Consider the following 16608-nt stretch of genomic DNA (forward strand, 5'->3'; position numbering starts at 1 on the left):
AGCACAGCCCTGCAAGGACCCCCGCGCATGCCTGCTTCTACCGACCTTGCCAGCGCCTGGTTCACTGCCCGCGGCTGGAAGCCCTTCGCCTTCCAGCGGCAAGTGTGGGCCGCCATCGGCCGTGGCGAATCCGGGCTGCTGCACGCCAGCACCGGGGCCGGCAAGACCTACGCCGTGTGGCTGGGCGCCCTGCGCGCCTTTGCCGACGCTGCCCCTGCCCGCCAACCCGCTGCGCTGCAGGTGCTGTGGATCACCCCCATGCGTGCACTGGCGGCCGACACCGCCCGTGCCTTGCAAGCCCCGCTGGGCGACCTGGGCCTGAACTGGACCGTCGGGGTCCGCAGCGGCGATACCGGCAGCGCGGAACGCGCCCGCCAGGCCCGGCGCCTGCCGAGCACGCTGATCACCACACCCGAGAGCCTGACCTTGCTGCTGACCCGCGCCCAGGCCGAAAACGACTTCGCCAGCCTGCGCCTGGTGGTGGTCGATGAATGGCACGAACTGCTCGGCAACAAGCGTGGCGTGCAACTGCAGCTCGCCCTCGCCCGCCTGCGCCGCTGGCAGCCCGGCCTGGTGACCTGGGGCCTGTCGGCCACCTTGGGTAACCTGACTCACGCCCTGCAAGTGCTGCTGCCCCACGGCGGCCAGCTGATACGCGGTCGCCAGGACAAACGCCTGGTGGTCGATACCCTGCTGCCGCCGGCCATCGAGCGCTTCCCCTGGGCCGGCCACATGGGCCTGAAGATGCTCGGCCAGGTCGCCCATGAACTCGATGACTGTGCCAGCAGCCTGGTGTTCACCAATACCCGTGCCCAGGCCGAACTGTGGTACCAGGCCTTGCTCGATGCGCGCCCTGATTGGGCCGGCCAGATTGCCTTGCACCATGCCTCGTTGGCGCGGGCGACCCGCGACTGGGTGGAGCTGAACCTCAAGCAAGGCACGCTCAAGGCGGTGGTCTGCACCTCCAGCCTCGACCTGGGCGTGGATTTTCTGCCCGTGGAGCGGGTGCTGCAGATCGGCTCGGCCAAGGGCATCGCACGCCTGATGCAGCGCGCCGGGCGCTCCGGGCATGCGCCGGGGCGGCGCTCGCGCATCACCCTGGTGCCCACCCACAGCCTGGAGCTGGTGGAAGCCGCCGCAGCGCGCGAGGCGCTGGCGGCGGGGCATATCGAGGCGCGCAACTCGCCGCGCCTGTGCATGGACGTGCTGGTCCAGCACCTGGTCAGCATGGCCCTGGGCGCCGGCTTTCGCCCGCCCGAACTGCTGGCCGAGGTGCGTGATACCTGGGCATTTCACGACTTGCGCGACAGCCAGTGGCAGTGGGCGCTGGATTTCGTCAGCCATGGCGGCAGCTCGCTCAGCGCCTACCCCGACTACCAGCGCGTCGAAGCCCACCCCGACGGCATCTGGCGGGTGGCCAGCGAGCGCCTGGCGCGGCGCCACCGCATGGGCATCGGCACCATCGTCAGTGACGCCAGCCTGCAGCTCAAGTATTGGAGCAAGGGGGGTGGCGGCAAGCACCTGGGCAGCGTCGAGGAGGCCTTCATCGCCCGCCTGCGGCCAGGCGATACGCTGGTTTTCGCCGGGCGCGTGCTGGAGCTGGTGAGGGTCGAGAACATGACGGCCTATGTCCGCCGCAGCACCGCCCGCAAAGCTGCCGTAGCCCGCTGGAATGGCGGGCGCATGCCGCTGTCCAGCGAACTGGCCGATGCGCTGGTCGAGCAACTCGATGGCGCCGCCCATGGCCGCTACGCCAGCCCGGAAATGCGCGCGGTGCGCCCACTGCTGGCGCTGCAGGCTCGCTGGTCGGCCTTGCCCACCACGCAGACGCTGCTGGCCGAGACCTTGGCATCGCGCCAGGGCTCGCACCTGTTTCTCTACCCCTTCGCCGGGCGCATGGCCAACCTTGGGCTGGCCACCCTCATCGCCTGGCGCGTCAGCCGCAATCAACCGCTGTCGGTGTCGATCGCGGTGAGCGACTACGGCTTCGAGCTGCTCAGCCCGAGCCCCGTGGATTGGGCCGCGCACCTGCCTGGCGCGCTATCCAGCGAGAACTTGCTGGAGGATGTGTTGGCCAGCCTGAACGCCGGGGAAATGGCCCTGCGGCGTTTTCGCGAAATTGCCCAGATCGCCGGGCTGGTGTTCGGCGGCTACCCTGCGGCGCAAAAAAGCACCCGGCAGATCCAGGCCTCCAGCGGGCTGTTTTTCGAGGTATTTCGCAAACACGACGCCAGCAACCTGCTGCTTGGCCAGGCACGCGATGAAGTGCTGCGCGAAGAGCTGGAAATCGAGCGGCTGCAGCGCCAGCTGCACAAGATGAGCCAGCTGCGGCTGGACCTGCAGGCGCTGCAAAGACCAGGGCCGCTGGCCTTCACTTTGCTGGTGGAGGGCATGCGCGAAACCTTGAGCACGGAGAAGCTGGCGGATCGCATCGCGCGGATGGTGGCGGACCTTGAAAAAGCAGCCTCACGCGGCAGCGGCGCGCAATGAACGGTCATCTAGTTGTCGAGCATTGCGGCCAGACCCTATGGCTGCTCGCCGACAAGGCCATCTACTGGCCTGCCCGCCACACATTGCTGGTGGCCGACGTGCATATCGGCAAGGCCGCGAGCTACCGGGCGTTGCACCAGCCGGTGCCGCGGGGCACCACCGAGGCGACCCTGGCGCGCCTGGACGCCCTGCTGGCGGCATACGACTGCAGGCAATTGGTGATCCTTGGCGATTTTATCCATGCACGCACGGCGCGGGCACCTAACACACTGGCCAGGCTTCGGGAGTGGCGTAGTCGACACGATGGGCTGCAGATCGTGCTCATTCGCGGCAATCACGATCGCCACGCGGGCGACCCGCCAGCCGAACTGAGCATCGAGGTAATCGACCAACCCTGGCTGCTGGCGCCGTTCGCCTTGCAGCACGAGCCGACCGCTCACCCCGAGCACCCGGTGCTGGCAGGCCATGTGCATCCGGTGTACCTGCTGCGCGGGCGAGCACGCCAGAAACTGCGCCTGCCGTGCTTCGTGCTCGATACTCAGCTCAGCCTGCTGCCGGCTTTCGGCGAATTCACCGGGGGCTACACGGTCGCCCCCGGCGACGAAACGCGGGTTTTCGTCACCGGCGACGGGCAGGTCTGGGCGCTGGGAGGTTGATCACGCCACAGGCGCGGGAGGCGGCTCGTCGGGCCGGATGGGGTCGCCTGGCTCGCTGGGCTCGGGCGGCTGTGGGGTGTCGGGTTCGGGCTGGTGCGGCACGCCCCCGGCCTGCATCGGCAGCGGGTGGGCCAGCAACGACCAAGGCAGCATGCCGACCTGGTTGGGTTGCAGCACCGCGAGTTTCGCGCTGATTGCGGGATGGAGTTTCATTGGCTGCTCCTGACGAGAGCCGATGCGCTTCATGCACATCGGCACGGTTACCCGTTGGAGTGCCAAAGGCGCAGGGAATTCCCCGCGCTCGTCGGCTCAGGTACGCGGCAGGGTGACGCCGCGCTGGCCCTGGTACTTGCCGCCACGGTCTTTGTAGGACACTTCGCACTCTTCATCGGACTCGAGGAAGAGCATCTGTGCCACACCTTCGTTGGCGTAGATTTTCGCCGGCAGCGTGGTGGTGTTGGAGAACTCCAGGGTCACGTGGCCTTCCCACTCGGGCTCGAGTGGCGTCACGTTGACGATGATGCCGCAACGCGCATAGGTGCTCTTGCCCAGGCAGATGGTCAGCACATTGCGCGGAATACGGAAGTATTCGACGGTACGGGCCAGGGCGAAGGAGTTCGGCGGGATGATGCAGACATCGCTTTTGACATCGACGAAGCTGCCGGCGTCGAAGTTCTTCGGGTCGACGGTGGCCGAATTGATGTTGGTGAACACCTTGAATTCGTCGGCGCAACGCACGTCGTAGCCGTAGCTGGAGACGCCGAAGGAGATGACCCGGCTATCGTGCTCGCCGCGCACCTGGCGCTCGACGAACGGTTCGATCATGCCGTGTTCCTGCGCCATGCGGCGAATCCACTTGTCCGATTTGATGCTCATGGCGGGGTGTCCTGAAGGGTTGCGAGGTGAAAAACAAGACGCGCATCTTACCGGTCCCGGCGCCCAAGTTGAAGTTCCGCGCCGTATCCCGCGCCGGACGGGGGTTGCGGCCGCCGCCGATCTGAATTTCATCAAAGGCCATCTTGGAGATTGGCAGGCTGCGGAAAGTGGGTTAAGGTGGCGCCACTGTGCTGCACGTGACACCGAGAATCTCTAGTTTGATGCACGATCCTGATCGGCCCATCGCTGAATTTTCTGCTCTCTTTGCGCTCAGTCCCGGCCAGGGATTTTCCTGACCGTTTTCAACTTTGTCCAAGGAGACAGAAAAATGTCCAACCGTCAATCCGGTGTTGTTAAGTGGTTCAACGATGAGAAGGGCTACGGCTTCATCACCCCTCAGTCGGGCGACGACCTGTTCGTGCACTTCAAAGCCATCCAAGCTGACGGCTTCAAAACCCTGAAAGAAGGCCAGGCTGTTACTTTCGTCGCTACCCGCGGCCAGAAAGGCATGCAGGCTGAAGAAGTTCAAATCGCCTAAGTCGATTTAGCTTCCTAGCTTTCAAAAAAACCCGCCTTCTGGCGGGTTTTTTTATGCCTGGCTGAAACCCGTGTCGCTGCCTGCCAGGCAACGACACGGTGCGCCGATCAATCTTCGCTGATGGTAATGCTCGGCATCGCCGGCGCCGCCGCTTCCTGCAGCACGATCCGCGCCCCGACCTGGCGGGCCAGTTCCTGGTAGACCATGGCAATCTGGCTTTCCGGTTCGGCGATCGCCGTCGGCTTGCCGCTGTCGGCCTGCTCGCGGATCAGCATCGACAATGGCAACGAGGCCAGCAGTTCGACGCCGTACTGCGCCGCCAGCTTCTCGCCACCGCCTTCACCGAACAGGTGCTCGGCATGGCCGCAGTTCGAGCAGATGTGCACCGCCATGTTCTCCACCACGCCAAGCACCGGAATGTTGACCTTGCGGAACATTTCCACGCCCTTCTTGGCATCGAGCAAGGCCAGGTCCTGAGGGGTGGTGACGATCACCGAGCCGGCCACCGGCACTTTCTGCGCCAGGGTCAGCTGGATGTCACCGGTGCCTGGCGGCATGTCGATCACCAGGTAATCGAGGTCGTCCCAGGCGGTCTGGGTCACCAGTTGCAGCAGCGCCCCCGACACCATCGGGCCGCGCCAGACCATGGGCGTGTTGTCGTCGGTGAGAAACGCCATGGACATCACTTCCACGCCATGGGCCTTGATCGGCACGAACCACTTCTGCTCGCGGATCTGCGGGCGCGTGCCTTCGGCGATACCGAACATCACGCCCTGGCTGGGCCCATAGATGTCGGCGTCGAGAATGCCGACCCGGGCACCTTCGCGGGCCAGGGCCAGGGCCAGGTTGGCTGCGGTGGTCGACTTGCCGACACCGCCCTTGCCCGAGGCCACCGCGACGATGTTCTTGACGTTGGCCATGGCCGGCACCTGGGCCTGGGCCTTGTGCGCGGCGACCACGCAATCGATCGACACCTGCGCCGAGGTGACGCCTTCGAGGTTCTCGATCGCGGTCTGCAGCACCTGGGCCCAGCCGTTCTTGAACAGGCCGGCAGCGTAGCCGAGCTGCAACTGCACAGCGACCTGCCCGCCCTGGATATCGATGGCGCGCACGCAACCGGCGCTCACCGGGTCCAGGTTCAGGTAGGGGTCGGTGTACTGGCGAAGCGCGCCTTCGACGGCGGCACGGGTGACGACACTCATGGACACTCCCATTGGCAAACTGAATGTGAAACAGGCGCCTATCCTAACCCGTCAATCGTCAGCAGATGCGTGCGCGGGGTGAAATATATTCGCGAGCCCTTTATAGTGGCCGATCACCCTCAATTTTACCCGAGCCGAATAAGTAGCCGAGCCACTATGTCCGAGCCACGTCAGATTCTCGTTACCAGCGCCCTGCCCTATGCCAATGGATCCATCCACCTTGGCCATATGCTCGAGTACATCCAGACGGACATGTGGGTTCGCTTCCAGAAACTACGCGGCAACCAGTGCATCTACGTCTGCGCCGACGACGCCCACGGCTCGGCCATCATGCTGCGCGCCGAAAAGGAAGGCATCACCCCCGAGCAGCTGATTGCCAACGTGCAAGCCGAGCACAGCGGCGACTTCGCCGATTTCCTGGTGGACTTCGACAACTTCCACTCGACCCACAGCGAAGAAAACCGCGAGCTGTCGAGCCTGATCTACACGCGCCTGCGTGACGCCGGGCACATCGCCACCCGTTCGGTGACCCAGTATTTCGACCCGGAAAAGGGCATGTTCCTGGCCGACCGCTTCATCAAGGGCACCTGCCCCAAGTGCGCGGCCGAAGACCAGTACGGCGACAACTGCGAAAAGTGCGGCGCCACCTATGCCCCAACCGAGCTGAAGAACCCGAAGTCGGCGATTTCCGGTGCCACCCCGGTACTGCGTGACTCCCAGCACTTCTTCTTCAAGCTGCCGGACTTCCAGGCCATGCTGCAGCAGTGGACCCGCAGCGGCACCCTGCAGGACGCCGTGGCCAACAAGCTCGCCGAATGGCTGGACTCGGGCCTGCAGGAGTGGGACATCTCGCGCGATGCGCCGTACTTCGGCTTCGAGATCCCGGGCGAGCCTGGCAAGTACTTCTACGTCTGGCTGGATGCGCCCATCGGCTACATGGCCAGCTTCAAGAACCTCTGCGCACGCCGCCCGGAGCTCGACTTCGACGCCTTCTGGAACGAAGGCTCCAAGGCCGAGCTGTACCACTTCATCGGCAAGGACATCGTCAACTTCCACGCCCTGTTCTGGCCAGCCATGCTCGAGGGTTCGGGCTTCCGCAAGCCGACCGCGGTCAACGTGCACGGCTACCTGACCGTCAACGGCGCCAAGATGTCCAAGTCGCGCGGCACCTTCATCAAGGCCCGCACCTACCTGGACCACCTGCAGCCGGAGTACCTGCGCTACTACTACGCCGCCAAACTCGGCCGTGGCGTCGACGACCTCGACCTGAACCTCGAGGACTTCGTGCAGAAGGTCAACTCGGACCTGGTCGGCAAGGTGGTGAACATTGCCAGCCGCTGCGCAGGCTTCATCCACAAGGGCAATGACGGCGTCATGGTTGCCGGCGATGCCGCACCGGAGCTGACCGAAGCCTTCCTCACAGCCGCCCCGTCGATTGCCGAGGCTTACGAAGGCCGTGACTTTGGCCGCGCCATGCGTGAAATCATGGCCCTGGCCGACCGCGCCAACGCCTGGATCGCCGACAAGGCCCCGTGGTCGCTGGCCAAGCAGGAAGGCAAGCAGGACGAAGTGCAGGCAATCTGCGCCCAGGGCGTCAACCTGTTCCGCCAGCTGGTGATCTTCCTCAAGCCGGTATTGCCGGTGCTGGCTGCCGACGCCGAGGCCTTCCTCAACGTCGCGCCGCTGACCTGGAACGACCACCAGTCGCGCCTGGAAAACCACCAACTCAACCCGTTCAAGGCGCTGATGAGCCGCATCGAGCCGGCCAAGGTCGAAGCCATTGTCGCCGCCAGCAAGGAAGACCTGCTGGCCGCCGAAGCCAAGGCCCCGGCCGGCAACGGCGAACTGGCCAAGGACCCGCTGTCGGCGGAAATCGAGTTCGACACCTTCGCCGCCGTCGACCTGCGCGTGGCGCTGATCGTCAAGGCCGAAGCGGTGCCCGGCGCCGACAAGCTGCTGCACCTGACCCTGGACATCGGCGACGAGCGTCGCAATGTGTTCTCCGGCATCAAGTCGGCCTACCCGGACCCTTCCAAGCTCGAAGGCCGGCTGACCATGATGGTGGCCAACCTCAAGCCACGCAAAATGCGCTTTGGCGTGTCCGAGGGCATGGTCATGGCCGCCGGCCCAGGCGGCGAAGAGATCTACCTGCTCAGCCCTGACAGCGGTGCCAAGCCAGGCCAGCGCATCAAGTAACGCCCCCTGCCCCGGCCTTCGTGCCGGGGCATTCTTATCCACTCCTGCATGGCCGCACGCGCAGGCGAAACGCGGCTATCTTCATCTACATGAACGATCATGTCCTGGTTCTGGTCAGCGCTGCGCTGGTCAGCCACCTCTTCCTGCAACAACAGCCCTTGTCACGCCTGCGGGTGCATGTGTGCGGCTTGGCGTGCGCGCTGACCATCGCCCTGGGCATCTGTGGCGGCCAGCTGCTGGAGCACTGGGTGATAGCGCCTTGGCAGCTCGAAGACCTGCGCCTGTTCCTGCTCCTGCCCTGGCTGGGGCTGCTGGCGTGGGGCGTGACGCAAGCGCTGGCAAGGTTACGCCCGCAGTGGCCCAGCGCCGGGCTCATGCTGCCTTTGCTGGGCAATGCCACAGCGCTTGGCCTGGCCCTGCAGGGCATGGCCGAACAGCCCGGGTGGCTTGCAACGCTGGGCTGCAGCGTGGTGGCCGGGCTTGGTTTCTGGCTGGCCCTGGCACTGTTCGACGACCTGCTGCAACGCAGCGAACACGCCGAGATTCCGACAGCATTGCGCGGTTTGCCCATCACTCTGCTCGGTGCCGGCGTGATGGCCATGGCGTTCTCGGGACTCAACGGATTATTCGCACAATGAGCGGATCGAGCATCGCCGCACCTGACCCGCGCTTGCGCACTGCCATGGGCCTGGTGCTGCTGGCCTGCATCCCTGGGCTGCTGGCAGCGTTCTGGCTGCAAGGCTGGGGGCTGCTGCTGAGCCTCGCCCTATGCGCCGCCAGCGCGCTGTGCTGCGAAGCCGCCCTGCTGGCCCTGCGCGGCCAGCCGCTGGCCGCCAACTTGAACGACGGCAGTGCCTTGGTGACTGCGGTGCTGCTGGCCATCGCCCTGCCCACTCAGGCGCCCTGGTGGCTGCCAATGACGGCGGCGGCCATCGCCATCGGCCTGGGCAAGCAGGCATTCGGCGGGGTGGGCCGCAATTTGTTCAACCCGGCGATGCTGGGGTATGCGTTCGCCCTGCTGAGTTTCCCGCTGCAGATGAACCATTGGCCTGGGCAACCCCCCGGGTTCGTCGACAGCTTGCACCTGGTGTTTGGCGGTGGCGAGCAGATCGACGCCTGGGCCAGCCCGACCATTCTCGATGGCCTGCGCCACAACCGCAGCCTGACCGTCGATGAACTGTTCGCCAGCCACCCGGGCTTCGGCAGCATCGGCGGCCGCGGCGGCGAGTGGATTAACCTGGCTTTGCTGCTCGGCGGGATGTTTCTGTTGCAGCGCAAGGTGTACAGCTGGCACGCACCGGTGGGCCTGCTGGGCGGGCTGGTGCTGTTCAGCCTGCTGGCCTGGAATGGCTCCGGCTCGGATTCCAATGGCTCGCCTTTGCTGCACCTGTTCTCCGGCTCGACCATGCTGGCGGCCTTTTTCATTGCCACGGAACCGGTGTCCGGGCCAAAGGCCGGCTTGGCCAGGCTGCTGTTCGGGTTTGGCGCCGGGGTGCTGATCTACCTGATCCGCACCTGGGGCAACTACCCGGATGGCACGGCGTTCGCCATCTTGCTGATGAATTTGATGGTTCCGGCCCTCGACCGGCTCGCCTTGCGACGCCAGCAGGCGGCGCCATGAACGCGCGCATGCTCGGCGCCGCCTTGCTGCTGGTGGTGGCCGGGATCACGGTGACGGCCACACTGGCATGGCGCCAATGGACCCGCGCGCCCATCCTCGAAGCCGAACAGCAGTTGCACGCGCAGCAGTTTCTCGCTGTATTGCCTGAACAACGCTATGACAACCAGCCCCTGAGCCAGCCGCTGCCGCTTCCAGGCGAGCAGCCCGCGCACAGCCATATCAGCGCCGCCTACCGCGCTACGCTGGGCGCAGTGCCAACAGCGGTGGTGCTGCTGACCCAGGTGCAAGGCTATGGCGGGCCAATCCGGCTGGTCATCGCCATCAGCGCCGATGGGCGCCTGATTGGCACGCAAGTGATCGAGCACCAGGAAAGCCCAGGGCTGGGAGGCCGCATCAGCGATACACAGGTGAACTGGTTGGGGCAATTTGCCAACCGTGGCCTGGATGACCACTGGGCGCTCAAGCGCGATCAGGGTGACTTCGATCAGCTGGCCGGGGCGACGGTTACCTCGCGTGCCGTGATCACTGCGCAGCAGGAGGCGCTGGTCTATTTTGACCAGCATCGCACGCTGTTGCTGGGAAGCCCCGCCCATGAATAGGTATTGCCTGCTGGTGGCCGGCCTGGCGCCGCTGCTTGGCGCAACCGGCACGTTCATCCTAGCCGCTACCCTGGGTACCGGCATGCTGCTGGTGAGCATCCTGCACCAGGCGCTGTTGGCGCCATTGCGCACCAGGCTCAGCGGTGCAATGTACTGGCTGGCCAGCCTGTTGCTGATTGCAGCCCTGGTCAGTTGCCTGCAACTGGCGCTGCGCGCCTGGGCATTGCCGCAGGCCTTGGCACTCGGTCACTTCCCGGCGCTGCTCTGCCTGCAGTGCCTGGTTGCTGATGGGCTGCTGCCAGCCGCCGGGCGCTGGCGGCAATTGCTCACGCAGCTGGCGGGCCTGCTGCTGCTCTACCTGCTGCTCGGTGCCAGCCGTCAATGGCTCGAACAAGGCCTGGGCTGGCATGGGGCCAGTCTCGGCTTCGGCGCACTGCTACTGCTCGGCAGCCTGTTGGCCTTGTACAATCGCCTACGCCTGGGGCACGCCCCCTCTCGCCGTCAAGGAACTCGTTGACCCCATGAATGCTGCCAAACGCCTGGAGATCTTTCGCAGGCTGCACGAAGACAATCCCGACCCGAAGACAGAACTGGCCTACACCACGCCCTTCGAACTGCTGGTCGCCGTGACCCTTTCGGCGCAATCCACCGACGTCGGGGTCAACAAGGCCACCGCCCGCCTGTTCCCGGTCGCCAATACCCCGCAAGCCATCTACGCGCTGGGCGTCGAAGGCTTGAGCCAATACATCAAGACCATCGGCCTCTACAACAGCAAGGCCAAGAATGTCATCGAAGCCTGCCGCCTGCTGATCGAACGCCATGGCGGTGAGGTACCGCAAACCCGTGAAGCGCTCGAGGCCCTTCCGGGCGTAGGGCGCAAGACTGCCAACGTGGTCCTCAACACGGCCTTCCGCCAGCCGACCATGGCGGTGGACACACACATCTTCAGGGTCAGCAATCGCACCGGCATCGCGCCAGGCAAGACCGTACTCGAGGTGGAAAAGAAGCTGGTGAAGTTCGTGCCCAAGGACTACCTGCTCGATGCGCACCATTGGCTGATCCTGCACGGGCGCTATGTGTGCCAGGCACGCAAGCCCCGCTGTGGCAGTTGCCGCATCGAAGATTTGTGCGAGTACAAGCAGAAGACGTCCGACGATTGATTCGATAGCGAAAAGGCATGGGTTTCGATTGAAAAAATCTTTTTTACCAGGCTTCGCTTTCTGGTTATAAGGACGGCCAATGGCCCATTGGCTTGGAGCGACCCATGAGTACCGATAAAGACGACCTGTCGATCGAAGATGACTTTGCCACCGCTGACGACGAAGCGGAGCCGCAGGTGGAACCCGCGAAGACCAACCTGAGCAAGCGCCGGACCATTGACAACCTGCTGGAAGAACGCCGCCTGAAGCGGCAACTCGCCGATTTCGACTACGATTTGTAGTCCAGACAGAAAGCCTCCCTGCGGAGGCTTTCTGCATTGTGGCCTCACGAAAGGCCGTGCCGCCGGGCCAGCTCGATCAGGTCTACCAGCGAGTGGGCGTTGAGCTTCAGCAGCAAGCGGGTCTTGTAGGTACTGACCGTCTTGTTGCTGAGGTACATGCTCTCGGCGATTTCCTTGTTCGACCTGCCCCGCGCCAATTGCTGCAACACCATCATTTCCCTTGCCGACAGGCGATCGACCATCTCCATCTCACTCACCGCCCCTACCCGCCCTCGCGACTTGTGCAAGGCCTGGTTGGGGAAGTAACTGTAACCAGACAGCACCGCCTTGATCGCGCTCAGCAACTCCGTGAGCTCCTGCTGCTTGCACACGTAACCAGACGCGCCCGCCTGCATGCAACGCATGGAGAAGTGCCCAGGTGCCTGCGAGGTCAATACCAGCACGCGACTTCCGGGGCTGGCAGATGACAGACGGGCAATTACCTCCAACCCGTCAAGTTTGGGAATACCGATATCCAGCACCACGATATCGGGGAGGTATTCCCGCGTAAGCTGCAAGGCTGCCACTCCGTTGTCGGTTTCCGCGACCACATCGTAGCCATGCCGCTCCATCAGCATGCGCACTGCCAGGCGTATGACCGGATGGTCATCCACGATTAGGACTTTATTCATGCGATATCCATTCATTCATTATTTTCTTTGAGACGGCTCACCTTAACCGAGCCGCACGTTCAATGGCGCGCCAAACACCAGAGCAAATACATGAATAGATGAGCCTTACGTCGCTTTAGGAATTTTCCTACAAGTAGGAATTTTCATCGTCCCTGAAAACCGCTCGAAAAATGCAGGATTACTTCATGGCCCGGAAACAGTCCAGCATTCGCTTGCACGACATACTCGGCTATAGATGGGCAAAAGCGCAGGAGGCGCACGATGACAAGCCAGCCCGCAGCCCCATTGACCATTATCGCCATCTTCGCCGGGATCATCGAATCCTCGGCGCTGGCGACACTCCCTTTCTTGAGCGATGAGAGCCAGAATCTGTACACCTGGTTCCTGGTGGGTTTTCCGTTTTTTCTCACAGCGCTGTTTTTTCTTACGCTCAACTTCAACTACAAATCACTCTACAAACCCGAAGTTGCCGGCGCCGGAACCGTGAACGCCGCAAGCACCTTGGCAAACAATGGCAAACCTCTCACTTGCAGCGAGGAGGAGCCTATTACCATCATGCTGTCTGGCCCAAGTGCACAATCGATGATTACCCAACACATACTCCACACCCTGGCCCAACCTCAGGCGCTGGGCCGCACTTGGGTTTTCTGCGACCTGGATAAACAACAATGCGTTCGCCTTTGCGTGAGCGAGCTGCCAGAGAACACAACACCGTTCATGAAATAGACGCATAAAAAAACCCCGACAGGTGTCGGGGTTCTTCATGCGCGTTGCCTAACTTGAAGTTAGAGCATGCCGCGGCCTTTGTTAGCTGCAATGCGCATGCGCAGCGCGTTGAGCTTGATGAAGCCAGCGGCATCGGCCTGGTTGTAGGCGCCGCCATCTTCCTCGAAGGTCGCGATGTTGGCATCGAACAGCGAGTCGTCCGACTTGCGGCCGACCACGGTCACGTTGCCCTTGTACAGCTTCAGGCGCACTACGCCATTCACGTTGACCTGCGAAGCATCGATCATCTTCTGCAGCATCAGACGCTCCGGGCTCCACCAGTAGCCGGTGTAGATCAGGCTGGCGTACTTGGGCATCAGCTCATCTTTAAGGTGAGCGACTTCGCGGTCCAGGGTGATCGACTCGATGGCACGGTGGGCCTTGAGCATGATGGTGCCGCCAGGGGTTTCGTAGCAGCCGCGCGACTTCATGCCCACGTAGCGGTTTTCGACGATGTCCAGGCGACCGATGCCGTTGGCCCCGCCAATGCGGTTCAGGTCGGCCAGCACGGTGGCTGGGGACTTCTCGACACCGTCGATGGCGACGATGTCACCGTTGCGGTAGGTAAGCTCGATGTAGGTGGCCTGGTCCGGTGCATTTTCCGGCGAGACGCTCCAGCGCCACATGTCTTCCTCGTGCTCGGTCCAGGTATCTTCCAGGACACCGCCTTCGTAGGAGATGTGCAGCAGGTTGGCGTCCATCGAGTAGGGCGACTTCTTCTTGCCGTGGCGCTCGATCGGGATGCCGTGCTTCTCGGCGTAGTCCATCAGCTTCTCGCGGGACAGCAGGTCCCACTCACGCCATGGCGCGATGACCTTGACGCCGGGCTTGAGTGCGTAGGCACCCAGCTCGAAACGCACCTGGTCGTTACCTTTGCCGGTAGCGCCGTGGGAAATGGCGTCAGCGCCGGTTTCGTTGGCGATCTCGATCAGGCGCTTGGCGATCAGCGGACGGGCGATGGACGTACCCAGCAGGTACTCGCCTTCGTAAACGGTGTTGGCGCGGAACATCGGGAAGACGAAATCACGCACGAATTCTTCGCGCAGGTCGTCGATGTAGATCTCTTTGACGCCCATAGCCTGGGCTTTGGCGCGAGCCGGCTCGACTTCTTCGCCCTGACCCAGGTCAGCGGTGAAGGTCACCACTTCGCAGTCATAGGTATCCTGCAGCCACTTGAGAATCACCGAAGTATCAAGGCCGCCGGAATACGCCAGTACGACCTTTTTTACGTCCGCCATGCCATCACTCCACGGGGTTGTACGGAAAAGGCCCGATTCTACCGGCGTTACGGATAAATTTACAGTGGGGCGACAGCTTCTGACGACAAAGCGACAGGAACTGTCGTGGGCGCGACGCCCTGTCGCACGCTCAGGATGCTTTGGCAGCAGGCGTGGCAGGGGCGTTGCCAGGGGCGCTGGTGGCAGGCGCCGCCGCCGGCGCTGCAGCAGGCGCGGGAACGGGCTGCTGGGCCGGCTGCTGGGCCGGCTTTTCGACCGGCGTGACGCGGTCCAGCTCGATGTTCACGCGGCGGTTGCGGGCGCGGTTGGCGGCGCTGTTGTTCTTCACCAGCGGGTAGCGCTCGCCATGGAAGCGCACGGTGATCTGGTCTTCGGCGATGCCATGGGCCACCAGGTAATCGGCGACTGCCAGCGCGCGGCGGCGCGAGGTGTCGCGGTTGGTCAGGCGGTTGCCGCTGTTGTCGGAGTGGCCGTTGAGTTCGATGTGGTTGACCGTCGGGTCTGCCTTCAGGTACTCGACGACCAGGTCCAGGCGCGCCCGGGCCGCGGCATCCAGGTCGATACCTGCCCCCGGGAAGCCGATCTGGGTCTGGCGCACCTGGTCGTAGTTCATCGCCAGCATCTTGCCGGCACAGACCTGGTAATCGCTGTAGGCCTTGGCAAAGCTCACCGGCAGCACCCGCACTTCCATCGGCCGCCCGCCTTCGCTGGCGTAGCTGCGCACCACGGTGCTGCGGCCATCGAGCAGGCCATTGATCAGGCGGCTGGCCTGGCCCTGGGAGGTGGTGAACAGCACACCGTTGCGGGCCATGCGCACGGCGCCGAGGTTGATGTCGCCACGCCCTGGCTGCCAGGGCGCGGCCGCTGCCAGCAAGGTCGCCGAACCGGCGCCGAGCACATTGCTGCTGGAGCGAAGCTGGAACACCGGCTGCTCACCCGCCCTGCGCACGAACTCGCCACTGCCAAAGCCGTCGATCGGCTGAATCAGGCGGCATTCGAACTGGTCACCCTCGACCTTCCAGGCAATGTTCTCCATGCGGGTCTGGAAAGTCAGTGCGCCGGCCGGCAGGCTGGCGAACAGGGTCAACAGGGCTAGGTAACGCTGGCGCACAGGCGGCTCCACTATTTCTGACGGCTTACCTGCAGGCTATCGGACGCCGATCGGAAAACTTGATAGCCGTGCTCAGCCCAGGGATTTCCGGTAGCATTGGCGCTTGAGTTCGACCCGCCTGGAATCCCCAATGTCCGATCGCCTGACCCTCCTGCGTCCCGACGACTGGCACATCCATCTGCGCGATGGTGCCGTCCTGCCCCATACCGTTGGCGATGTGGCGCGTACCTTCGCCCGTGCCATCATCATGCCCAACCTGGTTCCGCCGGTACGCAATGCCGTCGAAGCCAGTGCCTACCGCGAGCGCATCCTCGCCGCCCGCCCGGCCGGCAGCCGTTTCGAGCCGCTGATGGTGCTGTACCTCACCGACCGCACCAGCCCCGAGGACATCCGCGCGGCCAAGGCCAGCGGCATCGTGTACGCCGCCAAGCTGTACCCGGCCGGCGCGACCACCAACTCCGATTCGGGCGTGACCAGCATCGACAACATCTTCCCGGCCATCGAGGCACTGGCAGAAGTCGGCATGCCATTGCTGGTGCACGGTGAAGTGACGCGCAGCGAGATCGACGTGTTCGACCGCGAAAAGCGCTTCATCGATGAGCACATGCGCCGCCTGGTCGAACGCTTCCCGACCCTGAAAGTGGTGTTCGAGCACATCACCACCGCCGATGCCGCGCAGTTCGTCAGCGAAGCGCCGGCCAACGTCGGCGCCACCATCACCGCCCAGCACCTGCTGTACAACCGCAACCACATGCTGGTCGGCGGCATTCGCCCGCACTTCTATTGCCTGCCGATCCTCAAGCGCAACACCCACCAGGTGGCGCTGCTGGACGCGGCCACCAGCGGCAACCCGAAGTTCTTCCTCGGTACCGACTCGGCGCCCCACGCCCGCCACGCCAAGGAAGCGGCCTGCGGTTGTGCCGGCTGCTACACCGCCTACGCGGCGATCGAGATGTACGCCGAGGCCTTCGAGCAGCGCAACGCCCTGGACAAACTGGAAGGTTTCGCCAGCCTGCATGGCCCGGCCTTCTATGGCCTGCCGGCAAACACCGACAGCATCACCCTGGTCCGCGAAGAGTGGACCGCCCCGGACAGCCTGCCCTTCGGCGAGCAGACCGTGATCCCGCTGCGCGCCGGTGAGAAACTGCGCTGGCGCCTGCTGGAGGGCAACGCGTGAGCGAAGACCTCTACGAAGACGACCAGG

Annotated in this window: 18 protein-coding genes; 12 read left to right on the forward strand and 6 right to left on the reverse strand. The window is 63.9% G+C overall.

The genetic code is table 11. The annotated features are described in order from the left end of the window. Positions 1-27: 27 nt before the first annotated feature. Entirely contained in the window at positions 28-2490 is a 2463-nt protein-coding gene (locus tag L6D75_RS05060; protein WP_176511078.1) for a ligase-associated DNA damage response DEXH box helicase, read from the forward strand. Further along, positions 2487-3146 (forward strand): ligase-associated DNA damage response endonuclease PdeM, encoded by a 660-nt coding sequence (gene pdeM / locus L6D75_RS05065; protein ID WP_176511077.1) that lies wholly within the window; start codon positions 2487-2489, stop codon positions 3144-3146. Before L6D75_RS05060 ends, pdeM begins: the two co-directional genes overlap by 4 nt. Here pdeM and L6D75_RS05070 read toward each other — a convergent pair whose 3' ends face one another. Continuing rightward, on the reverse strand, positions 3147-3359 hold the full coding sequence (locus L6D75_RS05070; protein WP_176511076.1) for a hypothetical protein: 213 nt from the start codon (positions 3357-3359) through the stop codon (positions 3147-3149). A gap of 96 nt (positions 3360-3455) precedes the next feature. Then, positions 3456-4022 carry a dCTP deaminase gene (gene dcd / locus L6D75_RS05075; RefSeq protein ID WP_012313046.1) on the reverse strand — a complete coding sequence of 189 codons (567 nt, stop codon included), beginning with the start codon at positions 4020-4022 and terminating at the stop codon, positions 3456-3458. A gap of 328 nt (positions 4023-4350) precedes the next feature. On the opposite strand from dcd, the gene L6D75_RS05080 reads away from it, so the two are divergent. Continuing rightward, positions 4351-4560 (forward strand): cold-shock protein, encoded by a 210-nt coding sequence (locus tag L6D75_RS05080; protein ID WP_003254922.1) that lies wholly within the window; start codon positions 4351-4353, stop codon positions 4558-4560. 107 nt (positions 4561-4667) lie between these two features. Here the strand turns inward: L6D75_RS05080 and apbC are convergent, their stop codons facing one another. Then, on the reverse strand, positions 4668-5762 hold the full coding sequence (gene apbC / locus L6D75_RS05085) for an iron-sulfur cluster carrier protein ApbC (protein WP_176511075.1): 1095 nt from the start codon (positions 5760-5762) through the stop codon (positions 4668-4670). 156 nt (positions 5763-5918) lie between these two features. Here apbC and metG point away from each other — a divergent pair, with 156 nt between their 5' ends. The 7 genes from metG to L6D75_RS05120 all read left to right on the forward strand — a co-directional run bounded on the left by metG (position 5919) and on the right by L6D75_RS05120 (position 11619). Continuing rightward, a complete protein-coding gene (gene metG / locus L6D75_RS05090; protein ID WP_176511074.1) occupies positions 5919-7958 on the forward strand; it encodes a methionine--tRNA ligase in 2040 nt (679 codons plus the stop codon). Between the two features lie 89 nt (positions 7959-8047). Further along, positions 8048-8596 carry an Rnf-Nqr domain containing protein gene (locus tag L6D75_RS05095; RefSeq protein ID WP_176511073.1) on the forward strand — a complete coding sequence of 183 codons (549 nt, stop codon included), beginning with the start codon at positions 8048-8050 and terminating at the stop codon, positions 8594-8596. 11 nt (positions 8597-8607) lie between these two features. After that, on the forward strand, positions 8608-9579 hold the full coding sequence (locus tag L6D75_RS05100; protein ID WP_176511082.1) for an RnfABCDGE type electron transport complex subunit D: 972 nt from the start codon (positions 8608-8610) through the stop codon (positions 9577-9579). Then, positions 9576-10178, forward strand: a complete 603-nt coding sequence (locus L6D75_RS05105; protein WP_176511072.1) for an RnfABCDGE type electron transport complex subunit G — start codon at positions 9576-9578, stop codon at positions 10176-10178. The genes L6D75_RS05100 and L6D75_RS05105 overlap by 4 nt, the downstream gene beginning before the upstream one ends. After that, a complete protein-coding gene (locus L6D75_RS05110; protein ID WP_176511071.1) occupies positions 10171-10695 on the forward strand; it encodes an Rnf-Nqr domain containing protein in 525 nt (174 codons plus the stop codon). Before L6D75_RS05105 ends, L6D75_RS05110 begins: the two co-directional genes overlap by 8 nt. Positions 10696-10699: 4 nt before the next feature. After that, a complete protein-coding gene (gene nth, locus L6D75_RS05115; RefSeq protein WP_176511070.1) occupies positions 10700-11338 on the forward strand; it encodes an endonuclease III in 639 nt (212 codons plus the stop codon). A gap of 104 nt (positions 11339-11442) precedes the next feature. Beyond that, positions 11443-11619 carry a PA3496 family putative envelope integrity protein gene (locus tag L6D75_RS05120; protein ID WP_176511069.1) on the forward strand — a complete coding sequence of 59 codons (177 nt, stop codon included), beginning with the start codon at positions 11443-11445 and terminating at the stop codon, positions 11617-11619. A 44-nt stretch (positions 11620-11663) separates the two neighbouring features. On the opposite strand, the gene L6D75_RS05125 is transcribed toward L6D75_RS05120, so the two are convergent. Further along, positions 11664-12290, reverse strand: coding sequence for a response regulator transcription factor (locus L6D75_RS05125; protein ID WP_176511068.1), 627 nt, complete (start codon positions 12288-12290; stop codon positions 11664-11666). 261 nt (positions 12291-12551) lie between these two features. Here L6D75_RS05125 and L6D75_RS05130 point away from each other — a divergent pair, with 261 nt between their 5' ends. Beyond that, the gene (locus tag L6D75_RS05130; RefSeq protein WP_176511067.1) at positions 12552-13016 is read left to right on the forward strand and encodes a hypothetical protein; all 465 of its coding nucleotides are present in this window, start codon (positions 12552-12554) and stop codon (positions 13014-13016) included. Positions 13017-13075: 59 nt separating this feature from the next. Here L6D75_RS05130 and L6D75_RS05135 read toward each other — a convergent pair whose 3' ends face one another. Both L6D75_RS05135 and L6D75_RS05140 read right to left on the reverse strand, forming a co-directional pair. Next, positions 13076-14293, reverse strand: a complete 1218-nt coding sequence (locus L6D75_RS05135) for an argininosuccinate synthase (protein WP_176511066.1) — start codon at positions 14291-14293, stop codon at positions 13076-13078. A gap of 130 nt (positions 14294-14423) precedes the next feature. After that, entirely contained in the window at positions 14424-15404 is a 981-nt protein-coding gene (locus L6D75_RS05140) for a flagellar protein MotY (RefSeq protein ID WP_176511065.1), read from the reverse strand. Between the two features lie 130 nt (positions 15405-15534). Between L6D75_RS05140 and pyrC the strand changes: the two genes are divergently transcribed. After that, positions 15535-16581 (forward strand): dihydroorotase, encoded by a 1047-nt coding sequence (gene pyrC / locus L6D75_RS05145; protein WP_176511064.1) that lies wholly within the window; start codon positions 15535-15537, stop codon positions 16579-16581. The last annotated feature ends 27 nt before the right edge of the window (positions 16582-16608 follow it).

It is taken from the genome of Pseudomonas faucium (assembly GCF_021602585.1).
Lineage (GTDB): Bacteria > Pseudomonadota > Gammaproteobacteria > Pseudomonadales > Pseudomonadaceae > Aquipseudomonas > Aquipseudomonas faucium.

What these genes read in the sequence shown, in the direction of transcription:
- L6D75_RS05060 (WP_176511078.1), top strand. Translation starts at nt 28, where the DNA reads ATGCCTGCTTCTACCGACCTTGCCAGCGCCTGGTTCACTGCCCGCGGC.
- pdeM (WP_176511077.1), top strand. Translation starts at nt 2,487, where the DNA reads ATGAACGGTCATCTAGTTGTCGAGCATTGCGGCCAGACCCTATGGCTG.
- L6D75_RS05070 (WP_176511076.1), bottom strand. Translation starts at nt 3,359, where the DNA reads ATGAAACTCCATCCCGCAATCAGCGCGAAACTCGCGGTGCTGCAACCC.
- dcd (WP_012313046.1), bottom strand. Translation starts at nt 4,022, where the DNA reads ATGAGCATCAAATCGGACAAGTGGATTCGCCGCATGGCGCAGGAACAC.
- L6D75_RS05080 (WP_003254922.1), top strand. Translation starts at nt 4,351, where the DNA reads ATGTCCAACCGTCAATCCGGTGTTGTTAAGTGGTTCAACGATGAGAAG.
- apbC (WP_176511075.1), bottom strand. Translation starts at nt 5,762, where the DNA reads ATGAGTGTCGTCACCCGTGCCGCCGTCGAAGGCGCGCTTCGCCAGTAC.
- metG (WP_176511074.1), top strand. Translation starts at nt 5,919, where the DNA reads ATGTCCGAGCCACGTCAGATTCTCGTTACCAGCGCCCTGCCCTATGCC.
- L6D75_RS05095 (WP_176511073.1), top strand. Translation starts at nt 8,048, where the DNA reads ATGAACGATCATGTCCTGGTTCTGGTCAGCGCTGCGCTGGTCAGCCAC.
- L6D75_RS05105 (WP_176511072.1), top strand. Translation starts at nt 9,576, where the DNA reads ATGAACGCGCGCATGCTCGGCGCCGCCTTGCTGCTGGTGGTGGCCGGG.
- L6D75_RS05110 (WP_176511071.1), top strand. Translation starts at nt 10,171, where the DNA reads ATGAATAGGTATTGCCTGCTGGTGGCCGGCCTGGCGCCGCTGCTTGGC.
- nth (WP_176511070.1), top strand. Translation starts at nt 10,700, where the DNA reads ATGAATGCTGCCAAACGCCTGGAGATCTTTCGCAGGCTGCACGAAGAC.
- L6D75_RS05120 (WP_176511069.1), top strand. Translation starts at nt 11,443, where the DNA reads ATGAGTACCGATAAAGACGACCTGTCGATCGAAGATGACTTTGCCACC.
- L6D75_RS05125 (WP_176511068.1), bottom strand. Translation starts at nt 12,290, where the DNA reads ATGAATAAAGTCCTAATCGTGGATGACCATCCGGTCATACGCCTGGCA.
- L6D75_RS05130 (WP_176511067.1), top strand. Translation starts at nt 12,552, where the DNA reads ATGACAAGCCAGCCCGCAGCCCCATTGACCATTATCGCCATCTTCGCC.
- L6D75_RS05135 (WP_176511066.1), bottom strand. Translation starts at nt 14,293, where the DNA reads ATGGCGGACGTAAAAAAGGTCGTACTGGCGTATTCCGGCGGCCTTGAT.
- pyrC (WP_176511064.1), top strand. Translation starts at nt 15,535, where the DNA reads ATGTCCGATCGCCTGACCCTCCTGCGTCCCGACGACTGGCACATCCAT.